18 protein-coding genes are annotated in these 18,016 nt (G+C 66.6%); 15 read left to right on the plus strand and 3 right to left on the minus strand.

What is annotated here, in order from left to right:
* The first annotated feature begins 98 nt into the window (after positions 1-98).
* Positions 99-2,546, plus strand: coding sequence for an endopeptidase La (gene lon, locus A6B37_RS02670; protein WP_102772092.1), 2,448 nt, complete (start codon positions 99-101; stop codon positions 2,544-2,546).
* A 61-nt stretch (positions 2,547-2,607) separates the two neighbouring features.
* Here the strand turns inward: lon and lexA are convergent, their stop codons facing one another.
* Both lexA and A6B37_RS02680 read right to left on the minus strand, forming a co-directional pair.
* Positions 2,608-3,258, minus strand: coding sequence for a transcriptional repressor LexA (gene lexA, locus A6B37_RS02675; RefSeq protein WP_102772091.1), 651 nt, complete (start codon positions 3,256-3,258; stop codon positions 2,608-2,610).
* Positions 3,259-3,397: 139 nt separating this feature from the next.
* A complete protein-coding gene (locus A6B37_RS02680) occupies positions 3,398-4,597 on the minus strand; it encodes an amino acid aminotransferase (RefSeq protein WP_102772090.1) in 1,200 nt (399 codons plus the stop codon).
* A gap of 75 nt (positions 4,598-4,672) precedes the next feature.
* Between A6B37_RS02680 and uvrB the strand changes: the two genes are divergently transcribed.
* The 11 genes from uvrB to A6B37_RS02735 all read left to right on the plus strand — a co-directional run bounded on the left by uvrB (position 4,673) and on the right by A6B37_RS02735 (position 14,192).
* The gene (gene uvrB / locus A6B37_RS02685; protein ID WP_246842352.1) at positions 4,673-6,766 is read left to right on the plus strand and encodes an excinuclease ABC subunit UvrB; all 2,094 of its coding nucleotides are present in this window, start codon (positions 4,673-4,675) and stop codon (positions 6,764-6,766) included.
* Between the two features lie 240 nt (positions 6,767-7,006).
* Positions 7,007-7,498: a low molecular weight protein-tyrosine-phosphatase gene (locus tag A6B37_RS02690; protein WP_042794076.1), complete on the plus strand. Its 492-nt coding sequence runs from the start codon at positions 7,007-7,009 to the stop codon at positions 7,496-7,498.
* A gap of 190 nt (positions 7,499-7,688) precedes the next feature.
* Positions 7,689-8,228: a Fe-S cluster assembly transcriptional regulator IscR gene (gene iscR / locus A6B37_RS02695; RefSeq protein WP_062682794.1), complete on the plus strand. Its 540-nt coding sequence runs from the start codon at positions 7,689-7,691 to the stop codon at positions 8,226-8,228.
* An 18-nt stretch (positions 8,229-8,246) separates the two neighbouring features.
* On the plus strand, positions 8,247-9,458 hold the full coding sequence (locus tag A6B37_RS02700) for an IscS subfamily cysteine desulfurase (RefSeq protein ID WP_102772089.1): 1,212 nt from the start codon (positions 8,247-8,249) through the stop codon (positions 9,456-9,458).
* A gap of 33 nt (positions 9,459-9,491) precedes the next feature.
* Complete coding sequence (iscU, locus tag A6B37_RS02705) at positions 9,492-9,896, plus strand: Fe-S cluster assembly scaffold IscU (RefSeq protein WP_102772088.1); 405 nt, start codon at positions 9,492-9,494, stop codon at positions 9,894-9,896.
* Positions 9,897-9,898: 2 nt separating this feature from the next.
* A complete protein-coding gene (gene iscA / locus A6B37_RS02710; protein WP_102772087.1) occupies positions 9,899-10,222 on the plus strand; it encodes an iron-sulfur cluster assembly protein IscA in 324 nt (107 codons plus the stop codon).
* Between the two features lie 2 nt (positions 10,223-10,224).
* Positions 10,225-10,737 carry a Fe-S protein assembly co-chaperone HscB gene (hscB, locus tag A6B37_RS02715; RefSeq protein WP_102772086.1) on the plus strand — a complete coding sequence of 171 codons (513 nt, stop codon included), beginning with the start codon at positions 10,225-10,227 and terminating at the stop codon, positions 10,735-10,737.
* A 51-nt stretch (positions 10,738-10,788) separates the two neighbouring features.
* Positions 10,789-12,654, plus strand: a complete 1,866-nt coding sequence (hscA, locus tag A6B37_RS02720) for a Fe-S protein assembly chaperone HscA (protein WP_111824818.1) — start codon at positions 10,789-10,791, stop codon at positions 12,652-12,654.
* 9 nt (positions 12,655-12,663) lie between these two features.
* On the plus strand, positions 12,664-13,005 hold the full coding sequence (gene fdx / locus A6B37_RS02725) for an ISC system 2Fe-2S type ferredoxin (protein ID WP_102772084.1): 342 nt from the start codon (positions 12,664-12,666) through the stop codon (positions 13,003-13,005).
* Positions 13,005-13,199 (plus strand): Fe-S cluster assembly protein IscX, encoded by a 195-nt coding sequence (iscX, locus tag A6B37_RS02730; protein WP_111824819.1) that lies wholly within the window; start codon positions 13,005-13,007, stop codon positions 13,197-13,199. The genes fdx and iscX overlap by 1 nt, the downstream gene beginning before the upstream one ends.
* A gap of 108 nt (positions 13,200-13,307) precedes the next feature.
* On the plus strand, positions 13,308-14,192 hold the full coding sequence (locus A6B37_RS02735) for a methylglyoxal synthase (protein ID WP_102772082.1): 885 nt from the start codon (positions 13,308-13,310) through the stop codon (positions 14,190-14,192).
* A gap of 13 nt (positions 14,193-14,205) precedes the next feature.
* On the opposite strand, the gene A6B37_RS02740 is transcribed toward A6B37_RS02735, so the two are convergent.
* On the minus strand, positions 14,206-15,009 hold the full coding sequence (locus tag A6B37_RS02740; protein ID WP_111824820.1) for an enoyl-CoA hydratase-related protein: 804 nt from the start codon (positions 15,007-15,009) through the stop codon (positions 14,206-14,208).
* 249 nt (positions 15,010-15,258) lie between these two features.
* Here A6B37_RS02740 and A6B37_RS02745 point away from each other — a divergent pair, with 249 nt between their 5' ends.
* Genes A6B37_RS02745 through A6B37_RS02755 form a run of 3 tightly spaced genes read left to right on the plus strand, consistent with a single transcriptional unit; the run spans position 15,259 to position 18,002 of the window.
* The gene (locus tag A6B37_RS02745; protein ID WP_168202104.1) at positions 15,259-16,083 is read left to right on the plus strand and encodes an ABC transporter ATP-binding protein; all 825 of its coding nucleotides are present in this window, start codon (positions 15,259-15,261) and stop codon (positions 16,081-16,083) included.
* A complete protein-coding gene (locus A6B37_RS02750) occupies positions 16,083-16,961 on the plus strand; it encodes a branched-chain amino acid ABC transporter permease (protein ID WP_111824821.1) in 879 nt (292 codons plus the stop codon). Before A6B37_RS02745 ends, A6B37_RS02750 begins: the two co-directional genes overlap by 1 nt.
* Before the next feature lie 3 nt (positions 16,962-16,964).
* Positions 16,965-18,002, plus strand: coding sequence for a branched-chain amino acid ABC transporter permease (locus A6B37_RS02755; RefSeq protein WP_111824822.1), 1,038 nt, complete (start codon positions 16,965-16,967; stop codon positions 18,000-18,002).
* Positions 18,003-18,016: the final 14 nt, after the last annotated feature.

An 18,016-nucleotide genomic window follows, 5' to 3' on the forward strand; every position in this document is an offset into this window, starting at 1 on the left:
TTTCGGCTATTGTTCCCATAACAGACGTAACTGACGTGCTTGGTCCGAAAATCGGGCCAACCGTCCCCGATACGCCGAGTCATACCGAGGAACCTCCTATGTCTGCCAGCCAGACCCTGCCTTCCGACCCGATCGACCTGCCCCTGCTCCCACTGCGCGACGTGGTGGTGTTCCCGCACATGGTCATCCCGCTGTTCGTCGGCCGTCCGCGCTCGATCCGCGCGCTCGAGGTTGCGATGGAAGCGGGCAAAAGCATCATGCTGGTGGCCCAGAAATCCGCCGGCAAGGATGATCCCACGCCCGAAGACGTCTACGAGATCGGCTGCGTCGCCGGCATCCTGCAAATGCTCAAGCTGCCCGACGGCACCGTCAAGGTGCTGGTCGAGGGCACCCAGCGCGCCCGCATCAACAGCATCGAAGACGCCGATTCGCACTTCACCTGCCAGGTGTCGCCGATCGAACCCGACGCCATGCAGGGCTCCGAAACCGAGGCCCTGCGCCGCGCGATCGTCGCCCAGTTCGAGCAGTACGTAAAACTGAACAAGAAGATCCCCCCGGAGATCCTGACCTCGCTGGCCGGCATCGACGATGCCGGGCGCCTGGCCGACACGATCGCCGCGCATCTTCCGCTGAAACTCGAGCAGAAGCAGAAAATGCTCGAGATCGTCGGCACCTCCGAGCGCCTCGAAGGCCTGCTCACGCAGCTCGAAACCGAAATCGACATCCTCCAGGTCGAGAAGCGGATTCGCGGCCGCGTGAAGAAGCAGATGGAAAAGAGCCAGCGCGACTACTACCTGAATGAGCAGGTCAAGGCCATTCAGAAGGAGTTGGGCGAGGGCGAAGAGGGCGCGGACATCGAAGAGCTCGAAAAGAAGATCATCGCCGCGCACATGCCCAAAGAGGCGCGCAAGAAGGCCGATGCCGAGCTCAAGAAGCTCAAGCTCATGTCGCCCATGTCGGCCGAAGCCACCGTGGTGCGCAACTACATCGATACGCTCATCAATCTTCCCTGGAAGAAAAAGAGCAAGATCAACAATTCCATCAGCAACGCCGAGGCGGTGCTGGACAACGACCACTATGGCCTGGAGAAGGTCAAGGAACGCATCCTGGAATACCTTGCCGTGCAGCAGCGCGTGGACAAGGTGAAGGCGCCGATCCTGTGTCTGGTCGGCCCTCCGGGCGTGGGCAAGACCTCGCTGGGGCAGTCCATCGCCAAGGCCACGAACCGCAAGTTCGTGCGCATGGCGCTGGGCGGCGTGCGCGACGAAGCCGAGATCCGCGGCCACCGCCGCACGTACATCGGCTCCATGCCGGGCAAGATCGTCCAGAACATGTCCAAGGTGGGCGTGCGCAATCCGCTGTTCCTGCTCGATGAAATCGACAAGCTGGGCATGGATTTCCGCGGCGACCCCTCGTCGGCCCTGCTCGAAGTGCTGGACCCGGAACAGAACCACACGTTCCAGGACCACTACATCGAAGTCGACTTCGACCTGTCCGACGTCATGTTCGTGGCCACCAGCAACACGCTGAACATTCCGCCGGCCCTGCTGGACCGGATGGAAGTGATCCGCCTGTCGGGCTACACCGAGGAAGAAAAGATCCACATCGCCCGCGACCATCTGCTGCCCAAGCTGATGAAGAACAACGGCGTCAAGGATAGCGAGCTGACCGTCGACGACAGCGCGCTGCGCGACATCGTGCGCTACTACACCCGCGAAGCCGGCGTGCGTGCGCTCGAACGCGAAGTGGGCAAGATCTGCCGCAAGGTCATCAAGCAGCTGCTGACCCAGGCCGACCGCGCCAAGGCCGAGGGCAAGACGCCCGAGGTCAAGCCGGTCAACGTGACGGGTGAGAACCTGAACGAATACCTGGGCGTGCGCCGCTACGCCTTCGGCATGGCCGAGAAGGAAAACCAGATCGGCCAGGTCACCGGCCTGGCGTGGACCGAAGTCGGCGGCGACCTGCTGACGATCGAAGTCGCCGACATGCCCGGTAAGGGCGTCATCCAACGCACCGGTTCGCTGGGCGACGTGATGAAGGAATCGGTCGAGGCGGCCCGCACGGTGGTGCGCTCGCGCGCCCGCCGCCTGGGCTTTGCCGACAGCGTGTTCGAGAAGCACGACATGCACGTGCACGTGCCGGAAGGCGCGACGCCCAAGGACGGCCCGTCCGCCGGTATCGCGATCACCACGGCCATGGTGTCGGCCCTGTCGCGCATCCCGGTGCGCGCCGACGTCGCCATGACCGGCGAGATCACGCTGCGCGGCGAAGTGCTGCCCATCGGCGGCCTGAAGGAAAAGCTGCTGGCCGCCCACCGCGGCGGGATCAAGATGGTTCTGATCCCGGAAGAAAACGTCAAGGACCTGGCGGAGATTCCGGACAACGTCAAGAACCACCTCGAGATCGTGCCGGTGCGCTGGATCGACAAGGTGCTGGAGCTGGCGCTGGAACGCCTGCCCGAGCCCCTGGCCGAGGAAGAAGCGGTCAAGGAGCCCCTGGTGGCCAAGCCCGCCGAAGGCTCGACCGATCCGGTGCTCAAGCACTGACCGGTTCGGCCGCCCAAAAAGAAACCCGCCTAGGCGGGTTTCTTTATGCCTGCGCGCAGGCTCAATGCAGCGCGTGCGTACGAATCAGCCCCACCGCGATGCCTTCCAGCGCGAAATCCTGGTCGGCCCCGACCACGATGGTCTGGAAGTCCGGATTTTCGGGCAGGAGCTCGATATGGCCGTTCTGGCGCTGCAGGCGCTTGACCGTGACGTCGTCGCCGAGGCGGGCCACCACGATCTGGCCGTTGCGGGCCTCGGATGCTTTTTTGACGGCGAGCAGGTCGCCTTCGAGGATGCCGGCGTCGCGCATGCTCATGCCGCGCACCTTCAGCAGGTAGTCGGGCGCCTGGGCGAACAGGTTGGGGTCCACGCCGACCTCGCGTTCGACGTGTTCGGCCGCCAGGATGGGGCTGCCGGCGGCCACGCGGCCCACCAGCGGCAGCAAGAGCTGCGCCAGGGCGGGCATGGGCAGGGATGCCTGCGCGGGCGCGCCGGCGGCGTCCTTCAGGCGGATGCCGCGCGAGGCGCCCGCGGTGAGCTCGATGGCCCCCTTGCGCGCCAGCGCCTTGAGGTGGTCTTCGGCTGCGTTGGGCGAGCGGAAACCCAGGGCCTGCGCGATCTCGGCGCGTGTGGGCGGAAAACCCGTGCGCGCGACGGTTTGCCTGATGAGATCCAGGATTTGCTGTTGGCGATCGGTGAGTTTGCTGGCCATGGCGATGATCCGTTGCTGGCGGACTGTACATATATACAGCGGCCATTCTGGGGGACGCAGCGCAAAAAAGCAAGCCGTGGGCGGGCGTCCATAAAAAACGGGACCCGCGGGTCCCGTTTGAGGCCGGATGGCGGGCCGTTTACAGCACCGCGGCGATGCTCTTGGCGACCTTGTCGATGTTGCCGCTGTTGAGCGCGGCCACGCAGATGCGGCCGCTGGACACGGCGTAGACGCCATGCTCTTCGCGCAGGCGGTCCACCTGGGCGGCGGTCAGGCCCGAGTACGAGAACATGCCGCGCTGGCGCAGCACGAAGCTGAAGTCCTGCTTGCCGCCGTGTTCCTGGATCTTCTCGACCAGCTGCTTGCGCATCAGGCGGATGCGGTCGCGCATGCCGGCCAGTTCCTGTTCCCACATGGCGAACAGTTCGGGCGTGTTCAGCACCGTGGACACCACCGTGCCGCCGTGGGTGGGCGGGTTGGAGTAGTTGGTGCGGATCACGCGCTTGAGCTGGCTCAGCACGCGGGCGGCTTCGTCCTTGCTGCCGGCCACGACCGTCAGCGCGCCGACGCGCTCGCCGTACAGCGAGAACGACTTCGAGAACGAGGAGCTGATGAACATGGTCAGGTCCAGGTCGGCGAACATGCGCACGACCGCGGCGTCTTCCGTCAGGCCGTCGCCGAAGCCCTGGTAGGCGATGTCCAGGAACGGCACCAGATTGTTTTCCTTGACCACGGCGGCGATCTGCTTCCACTGGTCCATGGTGGGGTCCACGCCGGTGGGGTTGTGGCAGCAGGCGTGCAGCACGACCACGGTCTTGGCCGGAGCGGCCTTCAGGTCGGCCAGCATGGCGTCGAAGTCCAGGCCGCGGGTGGCGGCGTCGTAGTAGGCGTAGGTGCCGACTTCGAAACCGGCGCGCTCGAACAGCGCGCGGTGGTTTTCCCAGCTCGGGTTGCTGATCAGGACCTTGGAAGAGGGCAGCAGCTGGCGCAGGAAGTCGGCGCCGATCTTCAGCGCGCCCGTGCCGCCCAGGGCCTGGGTGGTCAGCACGCGGCCGGCGGCGGCCAGCGCGGAATCCTTGCCCAGCAGCAGGGCCTGCGCGCCGGCGTTGTAACCGGCGATACCTTCGATCGGCAGGTAGCCGCGGGCCGCGGCGGCCTCGATGCGGGCGGTTTCAGCCTTGCGCACCGCGCCCAGCAGGGGGATGCGGCCCTCGTCGTCGTAGTACACGCCCACGCCCAGATTGACTTTACCGGGACGCGTGTCGGCGTTGTATTGTTCGTTCAGGCCAAGAATGGGGTCGCGCGGCGCGAGTTCGACGGAATCGAAAAGGGTGCTCATGGGAGTCTGATGAGGTGGGTGGACGCAGTCCGGGGTGCTGTGGATAATGGGGGGTTTACCCTGGAAGAGTCTAGCATGCCTAAGCCCACAATAGACCCGAGCGTGGAAGCCGTCGTCGCCGGGGACGATGGCGTGCCAGCCGTTGCCGGCGGCGGCTTCATCGACTTTCCGGGCAGCCCGTTTCACCTGTACCAGCCATATCCGCCGGCCGGCGACCAGCCCGCCGCCATCGACGGCCTGGTCCAGGGCGTCGAAGACGGCCTGATGTTCCAGACGCTCCTGGGCGTGACCGGTTCGGGCAAGACCTACACCATGGCCAACGTCATCGCGCGCCTGGGCCGGCCCGCGCTGGTGCTGGCCCCCAACAAGACGCTGGCCGCGCAGCTCTACGCCGAGATGCGCGAGTTCTTCCCGAAGAACGCGGTCGAGTACTTCGTCTCGTACTACGACTACTACCAGCCCGAGGCCTACGTGCCGACGCGCGACCTGTTCATCGAGAAAGACTCCTCCATCAACGAGCACATCGAGCAGATGCGGCTGTCGGCCACCAAGAGCCTGCTGGAGCGCCGCGACACCATCATCGTGGGCACGGTGTCGTGTATCTACGGTATCGGCAATCCTGGCGACTACCACGCGATGGTGCTGATCCTGCGCGCCGGCGACCAGATCTCGCGGCGCGAGATCCTGGCGCGCCTGGTCGCCATGCAGTACACCCGCAACGACGCCGATTTCACGCGCGGCACCTTCCGCGTGCGCGGCGAGACCATCGACATCTTTCCGGCCGAAAGCCCCGAGCTGGCGCTGCGCCTGACGCTGTTCGACGACGAGGTCGAAAGCCTGGAGCTCTTCGACCCCCTGACCGGCCGCATCCGCCAGAAGCTGCCGCGCTTCACCGTCTATCCCGGCTCGCACTACGTAACGCCGCGCGACACCGTGCTGCGCGCCATCGAGACCATCAAGGAAGAGCTGCGCGAACGCGTCAGGCGCTTCACCGACGACGGCCACCTGGTCGAGGCCCAGCGCCTGGAGCAGCGCACCCGCTTCGACCTGGAGATGCTGCAGGAGCTGGGCTTCTGCAAGGGCATCGAGAACTACTCGCGCCACCTGTCGGGCGCCGCCCCGGGCGAGCCGCCGCCCACCCTGATCGACTACCTGCCGGCCGACGCGCTCATGTTCATCGACGAAAGCCACGTCACCATCGGCCAGCTGGGCGGCATGTACCGCGGCGACCGCTCGCGCAAGGAGACGCTGGTGCAGTACGGGTTCCGGCTGCCCTCGGCGCTGGACAACCGGCCGCTGCGGCTGGAGGAGTTCGAGGCCCGCATGCGCCAGTGCGTATTCGTCTCGGCCACGCCGGCCGCCTACGAGAAAGAGCACGCCGACAACGTCGTCGAGCAGGTGGTGCGTCCCACCGGCCTGGTCGATCCGCTGGTCGAGGTGCTTCCGGCGCGCACCCAGGTCGACGACCTGCTGGGCCGGATCAAGGAACGCGTGGCGCGCAGCGAACGGGTGCTGGTCACCACCCTGACCAAGCGCATGGCCGAGGACCTGACGGACTTCCTGAGCGAGCACGGCGTGCGGGTGCGCTACCTGCACTCCGACATCGACACGGTCGAGCGGGTGGAGATCATCCGCGACCTGCGCCTGGGCACCTTCGACGTGCTGGTGGGGATCAACCTGCTGCGCGAAGGCCTGGACATTCCCGAAGTGTCGCTGGTCGCCATCCTGGACGCCGACAAAGAGGGTTTCCTGCGTTCCGAGCGCAGCCTGATCCAGACCATCGGGCGGGCCGCGCGCAACCTGAACGGCCACGCCATCCTCTATGCCGACCGCATCACCGATTCGATGCAGCGCGCCATCGAGGAAACCGGCCGCCGCCGCAACAAGCAGCTGCAGTTCAACGAGGACCACGGCATCACGGCGCGCGGCGTGCAGAAGGCGGTGCGCGAGCTCATCGACGGCATCGTCGCGCCGACCCAGCACGACGCGCTGGAAGCGGCGGTGCCGGCCGAATTCATGAAGGACGAAAAGGCCATGGCGCGCGAAATCAAGCGCCTGGAAAAGCTGATGATGGACCACGCCCGCAACCTGGAATTCGAGCAGGCCGCGGCGGCGCGCGACGCCCTGACCGCGCTGAAACAGCGGGTGCTGCTGGACGGCGCCGTCTGACGTATCTTGTTGTGTCTTTTTGCTGACACCTTGCTGAATAGGCCGCCGATCTGTTGCGTTGCAATCGCCCGCCTGCGGCGCCGTCGATTATCCCGCCCCGGAGTTCAAGCATTGCTTTTGATTGTTGATGTAAGCCATTGAATCATATGAAAAAGTGATGGGGACATATTTGCCCTGAGCCATTTACGCAAACGCAAAAAAAACTTGCCTTATCTCGGGTTTTCCCGCACACTTACACCCATGATGACCAAGGTACTTTTCGTTTGCATGGGCAATATCTGTCGCTCGCCGAGCGCAGAGGGCGTGTTTCGCCATTTGGTGAATGACGCGGGTTTGAGCGATGTGGTTCGCATCGACTCCGCGGGCACGCACGCGTTTCACATCGGCGAGGCGCCTGATGCCCGGGCGCAGGCCGCAGCGCGCAAGCGCGGCTACGAGATCACGCACTGCGAAGCGCGTCAGGTCACCGCGGAAGATTTCCGCGATTTCGACCTGATCCTCGCCATGGACTGGGACAACCTCTCGGCCATGCAGCAGCAGTGCCCCAAGGCCTACCAGCACAAGCTGATGCTGCTGATGCGCTTTGCCAACGAGTTCGAAGAGGCCACCGTGCCCGATCCCTACTATGGCGGCGCCGACGGTTTCGGCAAGGTTCTGGACTACCTCGAAGACGCCTGTCAGGGTGTGCTCGAACTGGTGCGCAAGCGCGCAACCCAGTACCAGGCAGCCTGATTCCGTACTCGGAACCGCCTGTGTGCGGTTCCCGGAAGTGCCTGGCAATGAAAAAGCCGCGCATATGCGCGGTTTTTTCTAGGCCGGTGCCATACCAAATTAGTCGGGATTAGGCTATACTTGAGCCAATTACTCGGGTATTGGCCGCTGGATTCGCCGGCGGCCGTTGCCGAATCACTGGGAACCTACCATGCGGCTAACTACCAAAGGGCGTTTCGCCGTGACTGCCATGATCGACCTGGCTATGCGGCAGCATAGCGGTCCGGTCACGCTTGCGGCCATCAGCCAGCGTCAGAATATCTCGTTGTCCTACCTGGAACAGCTGTTCGGCAAGCTGCGCCGCCACGAGCTCGTGGACAGCGTGCGCGGCCCGGGCGGCGGCTATTCGCTGGCCCGCCTGGCGCGCAACGTGACCGTCGCCGACATCATCTTCGCCGTCGACGAGCCGCTGGACGCCACCAGCTGCGGCGGCAAGCGCGACTGTACCAGCGGCAACGACGGCAAGCCGGGCAAGTGCATGACGCACGAACTCTGGGCCACGCTCAACCGCAAGATGGTCGATTACCTGGACTCGGTGTCGCTGCAGGATCTGGTCGATCAGCAGCGCGTGCGCCAGCTGCAGGAAGCCAACAATCAGGCACAGGCCTGCGCAGTCCGCGTCAACCGGGTGGGGGGCGCCAACGCCGCCAATGCCCCGACCGCGACCGTCGCCGCCAATGCCACCGTATAAGTAGTAGGAGTTGTAGAAATGACCACCCGCCCGATCTATCTGGACTATTCCGCCACGACGCCCGTCGATCCCCGCGTCGTTGAAAAGATGGTGCCCTGGCTGTACGACAACTTCGGCAACCCGGCTTCGCGCAGCCACGCGTTCGGCTGGGAGTCGGAAGAGGCCGTCGAGCGCGCCCGCGAAGAAGTCGCCAAGCTGGTCAACGCCGACCCGCGCGAAATCGTCTGGACCTCCGGCGCCACGGAATCCGACAACCTGGCCATCAAGGGCGCCGCGAACTTCTACTCCGAGCGCGGCAAGCACATCATCACCGTCAAGACCGAGCACAAGGCCGTGCTCGATACCTGTCGCGAGCTGGAGCGCCAGGGCTTCGAAGTGACCTACCTGGACGTCAAGGACAACGGCCTGATCGACCTGGACACCTTCAAGGCCGCGCTGCGCCCCGACACCGTGCTGGTGTCCGTGATGATGGTGAACAACGAAATCGGCGTGATCCAGGACGTGGAAACCCTGGGCGAAATCTGCCGCGAGAAGGGCATCATCTTCCACGTCGACGCCGCGCAGGCCACCGGCAAGGTGGAAATCGACCTGCAGAAGCTCAAGGTGGACCTGATGTCGTTCTCGGCCCACAAGACCTACGGCCCTAAGGGCATCGGCGCCCTGTACGTGCGCCGCAAGCCGCGCATCCGCATCGAAGCGCAGATGCACGGCGGCGGCCATGAGCGCGGTTTCCGCTCGGGCACGCTGGCCACCCACCAGATCGTCGGCATGGGCGAGGCCTTCCGCCTGGCCCGCGAGGAAATGGGCACCGAGAACGAGCGCATCCGCATGTTGCGCGACCGCCTCTGGAAAGGCCTGTCGCAGATCGAAGAGGTCTACCTGAACGGCGACATGGACCAGCGCGTGCCGCACAACCTGAACGTCAGCTTCAACTATGTCGAAGGCGAGTCCCTGATCATGGCGATCAAGGAACTGGCCGTCTCCAGCGGCTCGGCCTGCACCTCGGCCAGCCTGGAACCGTCCTACGTGCTGCGCGCCCTGGGCCGCAACGACGAGCTGGCGCACAGCTCGATCCGTTTCACGCTGGGCCGCTTCACCACCGAGCAGGAAGTCGACTTCGCCGTCGAGCTCATCAAGAGCCGCGTCGGCAAGCTGCGCGATATGTCGCCGCTGTGGGAAATGGCCAAGGAAGGCATCGACTTGAACACCGTGCAGTGGGCCGCGCACTAAGCGCCCGCGCCAAGAAATCCGTGGAGAAATAGCATGTCTTACAGCACCAAAGTTCTGGATCACTACGAAAACCCCCGCAACGTCGGCTCGTTCGACAAGTCGGACGAATCGGTGGGCACCGGCATGGTCGGCGCGCCGGCCTGTGGCGACGTCATGAAGCTGCAGATCAAGGTCAACGAAGCCGGCGTGATCGAAGACGCGCGCTTCAAGACCTACGGCTGCGGCTCGGCCATCGCCTCCAGCTCGCTGGTGACGGAATGGGTCAAGGGCAAGACGCTCGACGAGGCCATGAAGATCCGCAACACGCAGATCGCCGAAGAGCTGGCCCTGCCGCCGGTGAAGGTGCACTGTTCCATCCTGGCCGAAGACGCGATCAAGGCGGCGGTGCAGAACTACAAAGAAAAGCATTCGGTTGCGGCCGAAACCGTGGCGAGCTGAACATGTCCGTTACCCTGACCCAACAGGCCGCCACCCATATCGGCCGCTACCTGCAGAAGCGCGGAAAGGGTATCGGCTTGCGGCTCGGCGTTAGGACCACGGGCTGCTCCGGCATGGCCTACAAGCTCGAGTACGTGGACGACGCGGCGCCCGAGGACCAGGTGTTCGAGAGCTTCGGCGTGAAGGTTTTCGTCGATCCCAAGAGCCTGTCCTACCTCGACGGCACCGAGCTCGACTACGCCCGCGAAGGCCTGAACGAAGGCTTCAAGTTCCGCAACCCCAACGAGAAGGCGACCTGCGGCTGCGGCGAGTCGTTCACGGTGTAGTCTTGGCTGGAGACGACCACTTCAGCCTGTTCGGCTTGCCGGCACGCTTCGACCTCGACGCCCGGGCGCTGGAAAGCGCGTGGCGCGCCGTCGCCGCCCAGGTGCACCCCGACCGTTACGCCACCGCCAGTCCGGCCGAACGCCGCGTCGCCATGCAATGGGCGGCGCGCGCCAACGAGGCCTACCGCCAGCTGCGCGACCCGCTGCTGCGGGCCCGCTACCTGTGCGAACAGGCCGGCGTGGACCTGCAGACCGAAAGCAACACCTCCATGGACGGCGCCTTCCTGATGCAGCAGATGACCTGGCGCGAGATGCTGGACGATGCGCGCGGCGACGCAGCCGCCCTGGCCGCCTTGCAGGCCGAGCTGGAGCAGGCGCGCGCTTCCATGCACGCCACGCTCGCCCGCCTGCTGGACCAGGAGCGCGACTACGCCGCGGCCGGCGCCAAGGTGCGGGAATGGATGTTCGTGGAGAAGCTGGCGCAGGAACTGGCAGAAGCCCAGCCCGCCGGATAGCCCAAGGCGCGCGGCCGCGCCGCCGCCCACAGATCAGAAGAACCGAATCACATGGCCTTATTGCAGATATCCGAACCCGGTGAATCGCCCGCGCCGCACCAGCGCAAGCTGGCGGTCGGGATCGACCTGGGCACGACCAATTCCCTCGTCGCGGCGGTGCGCAGCAGCGTCGCCGAAGTGCTGACGGATGCGCAGGGCCAGGCCCTGCTACCGTCGGCCGTGCGCTATTTCCCCGACGGCAAGGTCACCACGGGCCGCGAGCCGCTGGCCCAGCAGGCGCAGGACCCCCACAACACCGTGGTGTCGGTCAAGCGCTTCATGGGCCGTTCGCTGGCGGAGGCCCAGGCCATGCGCGCGCCCTACGAATTCGTGGACGCGCCCGGCATGGTGCGCATTCGCACGGTGCAGGGCGACCTGAGCCCGGTCGAGGTGTCGGCGCAGATCCTGGCGGTGTTGCGCCAGCGCGCCGAAGACGTGCTGGGCGACGACCTGGTGGGCGCCGTCATCACGGTGCCCGCGTACTTCGACGACGCCCAGCGCCAGGCCACTCGCGACGCGGCCCGCCTGGCCGGGTTGAACGTGCTGCGCCTGCTCAACGAGCCGACCGCGGCGGCCATCGCCTACGGCCTGGATCATGCGGCCGAGGGCGTGTACGCGGTGTACGACCTGGGCGGCGGCACCTTCGACATTTCCATCCTGCGCCTGACCCAGGGCGTGTTCGAAGTGATCGCCACGGGCGGCGACACGGCGCTGGGCGGCGACGATTTCGACTCCCTGATCGCCGACCGCGCCCTGGCCGGACTGGCCGCCGGCGGCGAGCTGACGCCGTCGGACCGGCGCGGCCTGCTGATGGCCGCGCGCGCGGCGCGCGAAGCGCTGTCCGATGCCGACGAGGCCCGTGTGCAGCTGGCGCTGTCGGACGGCCGCAAGCTGGACGCGGCGCTGACCCGCGCCGAATTCGAAACCCTGGCCCGGCCCCTGATCGAACGCACCCTGGACTGCGCCCGGCGCGCGCTGCGCGACGCCGCGCTCGCGCCGGCCGACGTGCGCGGCGTGGTGATGGTGGGCGGCGCGACCCGCATGCCGGTGGTGCGCGCGGCGGTGGGGCAGCTGTTCGGCACCACGCCCCTGACCGACCTGGACCCCGACCAGGTGGTGGCGCTGGGCGCGGCGCTGCAGGCCAACCTGCTGGCCGGCAACCGCGCTCCGGGCGAGGACTGGCTGCTGCTGGATGTGATCCCGCTGTCGCTGGGACTGGAAACCATGGGTGGCCTGGTGGAGCGCGTGATCCCGCGCAACAGCACCATTCCGGTGGCGCGCGCCCAGGAATTCACCACCTTCAAGGACGGCCAGACCGCCATGAGCATCCACGTGGTGCAGGGCGAGCGCGACCTGGTCGCCGATTCGCGCTCGCTGGCGCGCTTCGAGCTGCGCGGCATTCCGCCCATGGTGGCGGGCGCGGCGCGCATCCGCGTGACCTTCCAGGTGGACGCCGACGGGCTGTTGAGCGTGACCGCCCGCGAGCAAAGCCAGGGCGTCGAGGCCATGGTGTCGGTCAAGCCGTCCTACGGCCTGTCGGACGAGGAAATCGCGCAGATGCTGGCCGACAGCGTGGCGCAGGCCGATTCCGACGCGCAGGCCCGCATGCTGCGCGAGCAGCAAGTCGATGCCCGCCAGCTGGTGGAATCCGTGCAGGCCGCGCTGGCCGTGGACGGCGACCTGCTGGACGCCGAAGAGCGCAAGCGCGTGGACGAGTGCCTGCAGGCCGCCACCGCGGCGCAGGACGCGACCGACGCCGATACCGTGAAGGACGCGGTGCAGGCCCTGGCGGCGGCGACCGACGAGTTCGCGGCGCGCCGCATGGACCGCAGCATCCGCGCCGCGCTGGCCGGCCGCAAACTAGATGAGATCGCCTGATAACACGTTATGCCGAAACTGACCGTATTGCCTCATCCCGATTACTGCCCGGAAGGCGCCGTGATCGAAGACGCGCCCAAGGGCGTGTCGATCTGCCGCGTGCTGCTGGACAACCACATCGACATCGAGCACGCCTGCGAACTGTCGTGCGCCTGCACCACCTGTCACGTGGTGGTCAAGCAGGGTTATGCTTCGCTCGAGGACGCCACCGACGACGAAGAGGATCTGCTGGACAAGGCCTGGGGCCTGACCCCGACCTCGCGCCTGTCGTGCCAGGCGCTGGTGGCGGACGCCGACCTGACGGTCGAGATTCCCAAGTACACCATCAACCACGCGAAAGAGGGCCATTGATGAAGTGGACCGACACCTACGAGATCGCCGCCGCGCTGGCCGATGCGTATCCGGACGTGGACCCCAAGACGCTGCGCTTCGTGCAGCTGCGCGAATGGGTCCTGGCCTTGCCGGGTTTCAGCGACGATCCCGCCCATTGCGGCGAGAAAATCCTGGAGGCCATCCAGATGGCCTGGATCGACGAAGCCGACTGAAGGCCGGCTTCGGACAAGCTCCCCCTGAGGAGCTTTTTTTTCGCCGGCAGGTAATGCGGGCCACGGTATCATCGGTATCTCCGCCGTTTCTTTTGCCCGAGTCTATCGATGCCCGCTGCCCAATTGCGCTTTGGCCTGGCCGCCAACCGGCTCCACCACGAAACTCCCGACGCCGCCCTGTTCAGCTGGCTGCGCGCCTGCTCGTCCACCATCCGCGAACTGGGCGTGCAGCTGCACACCGTGGGCCGCACGCACGACGCCATCGTGCGCGAAGGCATGCTGCAGGGCTATAGCGGCCTGATCCGCTATCCCTATGGCCGCGAGGGCGGCCTGATGAAGCTGGTGGCCCGGGTCACCGAGGGCCGCGACGGCGACGCGCCGTTCGACGGCGCGATCTACCTGATCGATCCGGTCGACCCGTCTTCGATTTTTCCCGAGGCGCTGGCCTTGAAGCGCCAGTGCATCACGCATGGCCGGCCGTTCATCTCGACGCTGGCCGGCGCCATCGAATGGATGGAGGTCGAGCGCGTGCACGCCGGGCTGGCGCCGGACGCTTCGGTCTCGCGCCTGTTCAACTTCACCGGCCAGACCCTGGCGCTGATCGCCCACGACGCCCTGAAGGACGAAATGGTGGCGTTCGCGGCCGAGCACTTCGACGTGCTGTCGCGCTTTGCGCGCCGCGTGGCCACGGGCACCACGGGCGGGCGCCTCAACGAGCTGGCCTGGTCGCGCGGCTGGCCCAAGGACACGCCCTGGGTGCACCGCTACCTGAGCGGCCCGCTGGGCGGCGACGCGCAGATCGCCGAGCTGGTGCTGGAACACCAGTGCCAGCGCGTGATCTTCTTCGAAGACCCGCACGTGGCGCGCCAGCACGAGGCCGACATCCAGCTGCTCGAACGCGCGGTGCGTGTGGTGACGGAATCGGCCACCTGCGCCACCTCGCCGACGGTGGCGCGGCGCTGGGCGCAGGCGGTCGAAAAGCGCGTCGTCTAGTTTTCCTTGTGCTTTATCTGCCGCTGAATGTTGGCGGCCGTTTCTCGCGGAAGGCCTGCACGCCTTCGGCGAAATCGGCGCGCGAGGCCGAGTCCAGGAACCGCGCGGTCTCTTCGGCCAGCTGGGTTTCCAGCGGGGCGTGTTCGGCAGCGCGCAGCAGCGCCTTGGCGCCGGCGATGCCGTGCGGGGCGTTCGCGGCCAGGGCGCCGGCGTAGGCCCGCGCCGCTTCGGCCAGATCCCCGGCGGGCGCGGTGCGGGTGACGATGCCCCAGGCCAGCGCCTCGGCCGCGCCGAAGGGGTCGGGACGCAGCAGCAGGTCCAGCGCGCGGCGCGCGCCCAGCACCCGGGTCAGGCCATGCGTCATGCCGGCGTCCGGCGTGGCGCCGAGTTTCAGGTAGGCGGTCAGGAAGCGCGCATCGGCCGCGGCGATGGCCAGGTCGCAGGCCAGCACCAGCGACAGGCCGGCGCCGGCGGCGATGCCATGCACCTGGGCCAGCCACAGCTTGTCCATGCGCGCGACGCGGGCGACGAAATCGTTGAGCGGCGTGAACAGGTCCAGCAGCGTGGCCCGCACGTGCGCGGGCTCGCCTTCGAACATGGAGATGTCGCCGCCGGCGCAGAACGCCTTGCCCGCGGCCCGCAGCAGCACCACGCGGACGTCGTCGCGGGCTTCCAGCCATTGGGCCGCCTGCTGCAGGTCGCGGGCCATGGCCACGTCGATGGCGTTGAGCGCGTCGGCGCGGTTGAGCGTCACCGTCGCGATGGCGCCGTCGGTTTCCAGAAGCAGCGTCCGCAGGGCCGGAAGTGCAGGGGTCATGGGGGAGTCTCCGTTATCGGGTAAATACCAGCTGTCGATCCAAAAAACGCGATGCTATGGTCTGAACCGAGCGCTTGCTTGGTTTTGTTTTGAGCACGCTTAGCGTAACGCATTGAACGAAGCATTGAACGATTTTCCGGCGCTGTACTGGCGTGGGTAAAGACAGGTTCGCTGCATCGCCTGCCTCGCGGGTTCGCCAGACTGACGCCGACAACCGATAAAAACTTCGCATCGAAAGCGGGGAGACAAATGGTGGATCGGTCGGACAGCCCTCCGTTGCTGGAGGTCGATGGCGTCACGCTGTCGTTTGGCGGGGTCAAGGCGCTCACGGACGTGGGGTTCCGCGTGGAGCCCGGCTCCATCACCACGGTCATCGGCCCGAACGGCGCCGGCAAGACCTCGCTGTTCAACACCATTTCCGGTTTCTACAAGCCCTCGGCGGGACAGATCCGCTTCCTGGGGCGCGACATCACGCGCGTGGCGGCGCCGGAGCGTGCCAGGCTGGGCCTGGCCCGCAGCTTCCAGAACATCGCGCTTTTTCGCGGCATGACGGTGCTGGACAACATCAAGCTGGGCCGCCATGCCCATCTGCGCAGCAACGTGCTGGACGCGCTTTTCTACCTGGGCCGGGCGCGTCGCGAAGAGATGGCGCTGCGCGCCGATATCGAAGAACGCATCATCGATTTCCTGGAGATCGACCACATCCGCCACGCGCCGGTGGCGGCGCTGTCGTACGGCCTGCAAAAGCGCGTGGAGCTGGCGCGCGCGCTGGCCATGAACCCCAAGGTGCTGATGCTGGATGAGCCGGTGGCCGGCATGAACCGCGAAGAGACCGACGACATGGCGCGCTTCATCCTGGACGCGCGCGCCGAGTGGGGCGTGACGGTGCTGATGGTGGAGCACGACATGGGCATGGTGATGGACCTGTCGGACCACGTGGTGGTGCTGAACTTCGGCCAGGTCATCGCCGACGGCACGCCGGCGCAGGTGCAGGCCGATCCGCAGGTCATCCAGGCCTACCTGGGCGCGGGCGACGTGGGCGATCTGCGCCGCCGGCTGCGGGAGGCGGCCTGATGGACATGCTGTTCTTCCTGGAGGTCTCGCTGGCCGGGCTGGGCAGCGGCGGGCTGTACGCGCTGGCGGCGCTGGCGTTCGTCATCGTCTACAAGGCCACGCGGGTGGTCAACATCGCCATCGGCGAATTCCTGATGCTGGGCGCCTATCTGTTCTATGCGTTCGCCGCGGGCATGGACTGGCCGATATGGCTGGCCATCGCCGGCGCGGTGCTGGCCTCGGGTGTGTTCGGCGCGCTGGTCGAGCGGCTGACCATCAGGCCCATGCTGGGCGAATCGCCGATCTCGGTGTTCATGATCACGGTGGGACTGGCGTCCATCCTGGTGGGCGTGGTGGAGCTGATCTGGACGGCCGACCAGCGGCGCCTGCCGGAATTCATGCCGCGCGCGCCCGTGATGGTGGGCGAGGCCTTCGTGGCGCCCAAGGTGTTCTACGGGTTCTGGGTGGCCGTGGCGCTGGCGCTGCTGGTGCTGGTCGTGTTCCGCTACTGGCGCGGCGGGGTGGCGCTGCGCGCCACGGCGTCGGACCAGGGCGCGGCGTATGCGATGGGCATCAACGTGCCGCGCGTGTTTTCGCTGGCCTGGGTGGCCGCCGGCGCCATCGCCGCGGTGTCCGGCGTGATCGTGGGCGCGATCGGCGGGATCTCGTCGTCGATGGGCGTGTTCGGCCTGTCGGTGCTGGTGGTGGTGATCGTGGGCGGGCTGGACAGCGTGGCCGGCGCCCTGGTGGGCGGCGTGTTCATCGGGCTGCTGGAGGCCTGGGCCGGCGCCTACCTGGGCGGCGAGTACAAGCTGCTGGCCACTTTCATCGTGCTGGTGGTGGTGCTGATGGCCAGGCCCTACGGCCTGTTCGGCACCCGTGAAATCGAGAGGCTGTGACCGATGCGCATCGCGACTGCCAAAGAGACCTATCTTGCCGACGAAGCGCTGTTCGATACCGCCACGCAGCGGACCTGGCTGGCGCTGCTGGCCGCCGCGCTGGTGCTGTTTCCGTTCATGGCCGACGCCTATTGGCTGTACCTGGCCTGCCTGGTGGCGATCAACATCGCCAGCGCCACGGGCCTGAACATCCTGACCGGCTATACCGGCCTGGTCAGCCTGGGGCAGGCCGCGTTCATGGGCCTGGGCGCATATACGGTGGCCGTGATGGAGCTGCGCCTGGGCACGCCGGTGCTGGTGAACCTGCTGGGCGGCGGCGTAGTGGCGATGCTGGGCGGCCTGTTCGTCGGCATCCCGTCGCTGCGGGTCAAGGGCCTGTACCTGGCGATCTCGACCATCGCGGCCTCGTTCATCGCGCATTTCATTTTCGCCAACTGGGAGTTCACCGGGGGCACCACCGGGCTGCAGGTGCCGCCGGCGCGGCTGCTGGGCGTGGACCTGGACACCTCGTTCAAGATCTATTGGCTGATCGTGCCGGTGACGGCGCTGATGGTGCTGGGGGCGGCCAATCTGTTCCGCACCCGCATCGGGCGGGCCTTCATCGCCATCCGCGACCGCGACATCTCGGCCGAGGTGCTGGGCATCCGGCTGCTGCGCTACAAGCTGCTGTCCTTCGGCCTGTCCTCGTTCTACGCGGGCGTGGCGGGCGGGCTGTGGGCGTATTTCTTCCGCGTGGTCACGCCGGAGAGCTTTCCGCTCATCATGTCCATCTTCTTCCTGGCGGCCATCATCGTGGGCGGAATGGGTTCGATCCTGGGCTCCATCCTGGGCGCGATCTTCATGACCATGGTGCCGGAGCTGCTCAAGCTGGTCGTCGGCTGGCTGCCGGTGGGCGGCGACGCGCTGCGGCTGATCTCGCCGGTGCGCACCATTGTTTTCGGCCTGCTGATCGTGGGCTTTCTGATCTTCGAGCCGCACGGGCTCGCGGAAATCTGGCGGCGAGTGCGCCGCTTCTTCCACCTCTGGCCGTTTCGCACCTGAAGGCCAGCCACAAG

The sequence above is a fragment of the Achromobacter sp. HZ01 genome, assembly GCF_003267925.1.
GTDB classification, from domain to species: Bacteria; Pseudomonadota; Gammaproteobacteria; order Burkholderiales; family Burkholderiaceae_B; genus Achromobacter; species Achromobacter pulmonis_A.

Bases quoted from the DNA above. Each gene is read 5' to 3' on its own strand.
- lon (WP_102772092.1), top strand. From the start codon at position 99: ATGTCTGCCAGCCAGACCCTGCCTTCCGACCCGATCGACCTGCCCCTG.
- lexA (WP_102772091.1), bottom strand. From the start codon at position 3,258: ATGGCCAGCAAACTCACCGATCGCCAACAGCAAATCCTGGATCTCATC.
- A6B37_RS02680 (WP_102772090.1), bottom strand. From the start codon at position 4,597: ATGAGCACCCTTTTCGATTCCGTCGAACTCGCGCCGCGCGACCCCATT.
- uvrB (WP_246842352.1), top strand. From the start codon at position 4,673: ATGCCTAAGCCCACAATAGACCCGAGCGTGGAAGCCGTCGTCGCCGGG.
- A6B37_RS02690 (WP_042794076.1), top strand. From the start codon at position 7,007: ATGATGACCAAGGTACTTTTCGTTTGCATGGGCAATATCTGTCGCTCG.
- iscR (WP_062682794.1), top strand. From the start codon at position 7,689: ATGCGGCTAACTACCAAAGGGCGTTTCGCCGTGACTGCCATGATCGAC.
- A6B37_RS02700 (WP_102772089.1), top strand. From the start codon at position 8,247: ATGACCACCCGCCCGATCTATCTGGACTATTCCGCCACGACGCCCGTC.
- iscU (WP_102772088.1), top strand. From the start codon at position 9,492: ATGTCTTACAGCACCAAAGTTCTGGATCACTACGAAAACCCCCGCAAC.
- iscA (WP_102772087.1), top strand. From the start codon at position 9,899: ATGTCCGTTACCCTGACCCAACAGGCCGCCACCCATATCGGCCGCTAC.
- hscA (WP_111824818.1), top strand. From the start codon at position 10,789: ATGGCCTTATTGCAGATATCCGAACCCGGTGAATCGCCCGCGCCGCAC.
- fdx (WP_102772084.1), top strand. From the start codon at position 12,664: ATGCCGAAACTGACCGTATTGCCTCATCCCGATTACTGCCCGGAAGGC.
- iscX (WP_111824819.1), top strand. From the start codon at position 13,005: ATGAAGTGGACCGACACCTACGAGATCGCCGCCGCGCTGGCCGATGCG.
- A6B37_RS02735 (WP_102772082.1), top strand. From the start codon at position 13,308: ATGCCCGCTGCCCAATTGCGCTTTGGCCTGGCCGCCAACCGGCTCCAC.
- A6B37_RS02740 (WP_111824820.1), bottom strand. From the start codon at position 15,009: ATGACCCCTGCACTTCCGGCCCTGCGGACGCTGCTTCTGGAAACCGAC.
- A6B37_RS02745 (WP_168202104.1), top strand. From the start codon at position 15,259: ATGGTGGATCGGTCGGACAGCCCTCCGTTGCTGGAGGTCGATGGCGTC.
- A6B37_RS02750 (WP_111824821.1), top strand. From the start codon at position 16,083: ATGGACATGCTGTTCTTCCTGGAGGTCTCGCTGGCCGGGCTGGGCAGC.
- A6B37_RS02755 (WP_111824822.1), top strand. From the start codon at position 16,965: ATGCGCATCGCGACTGCCAAAGAGACCTATCTTGCCGACGAAGCGCTG.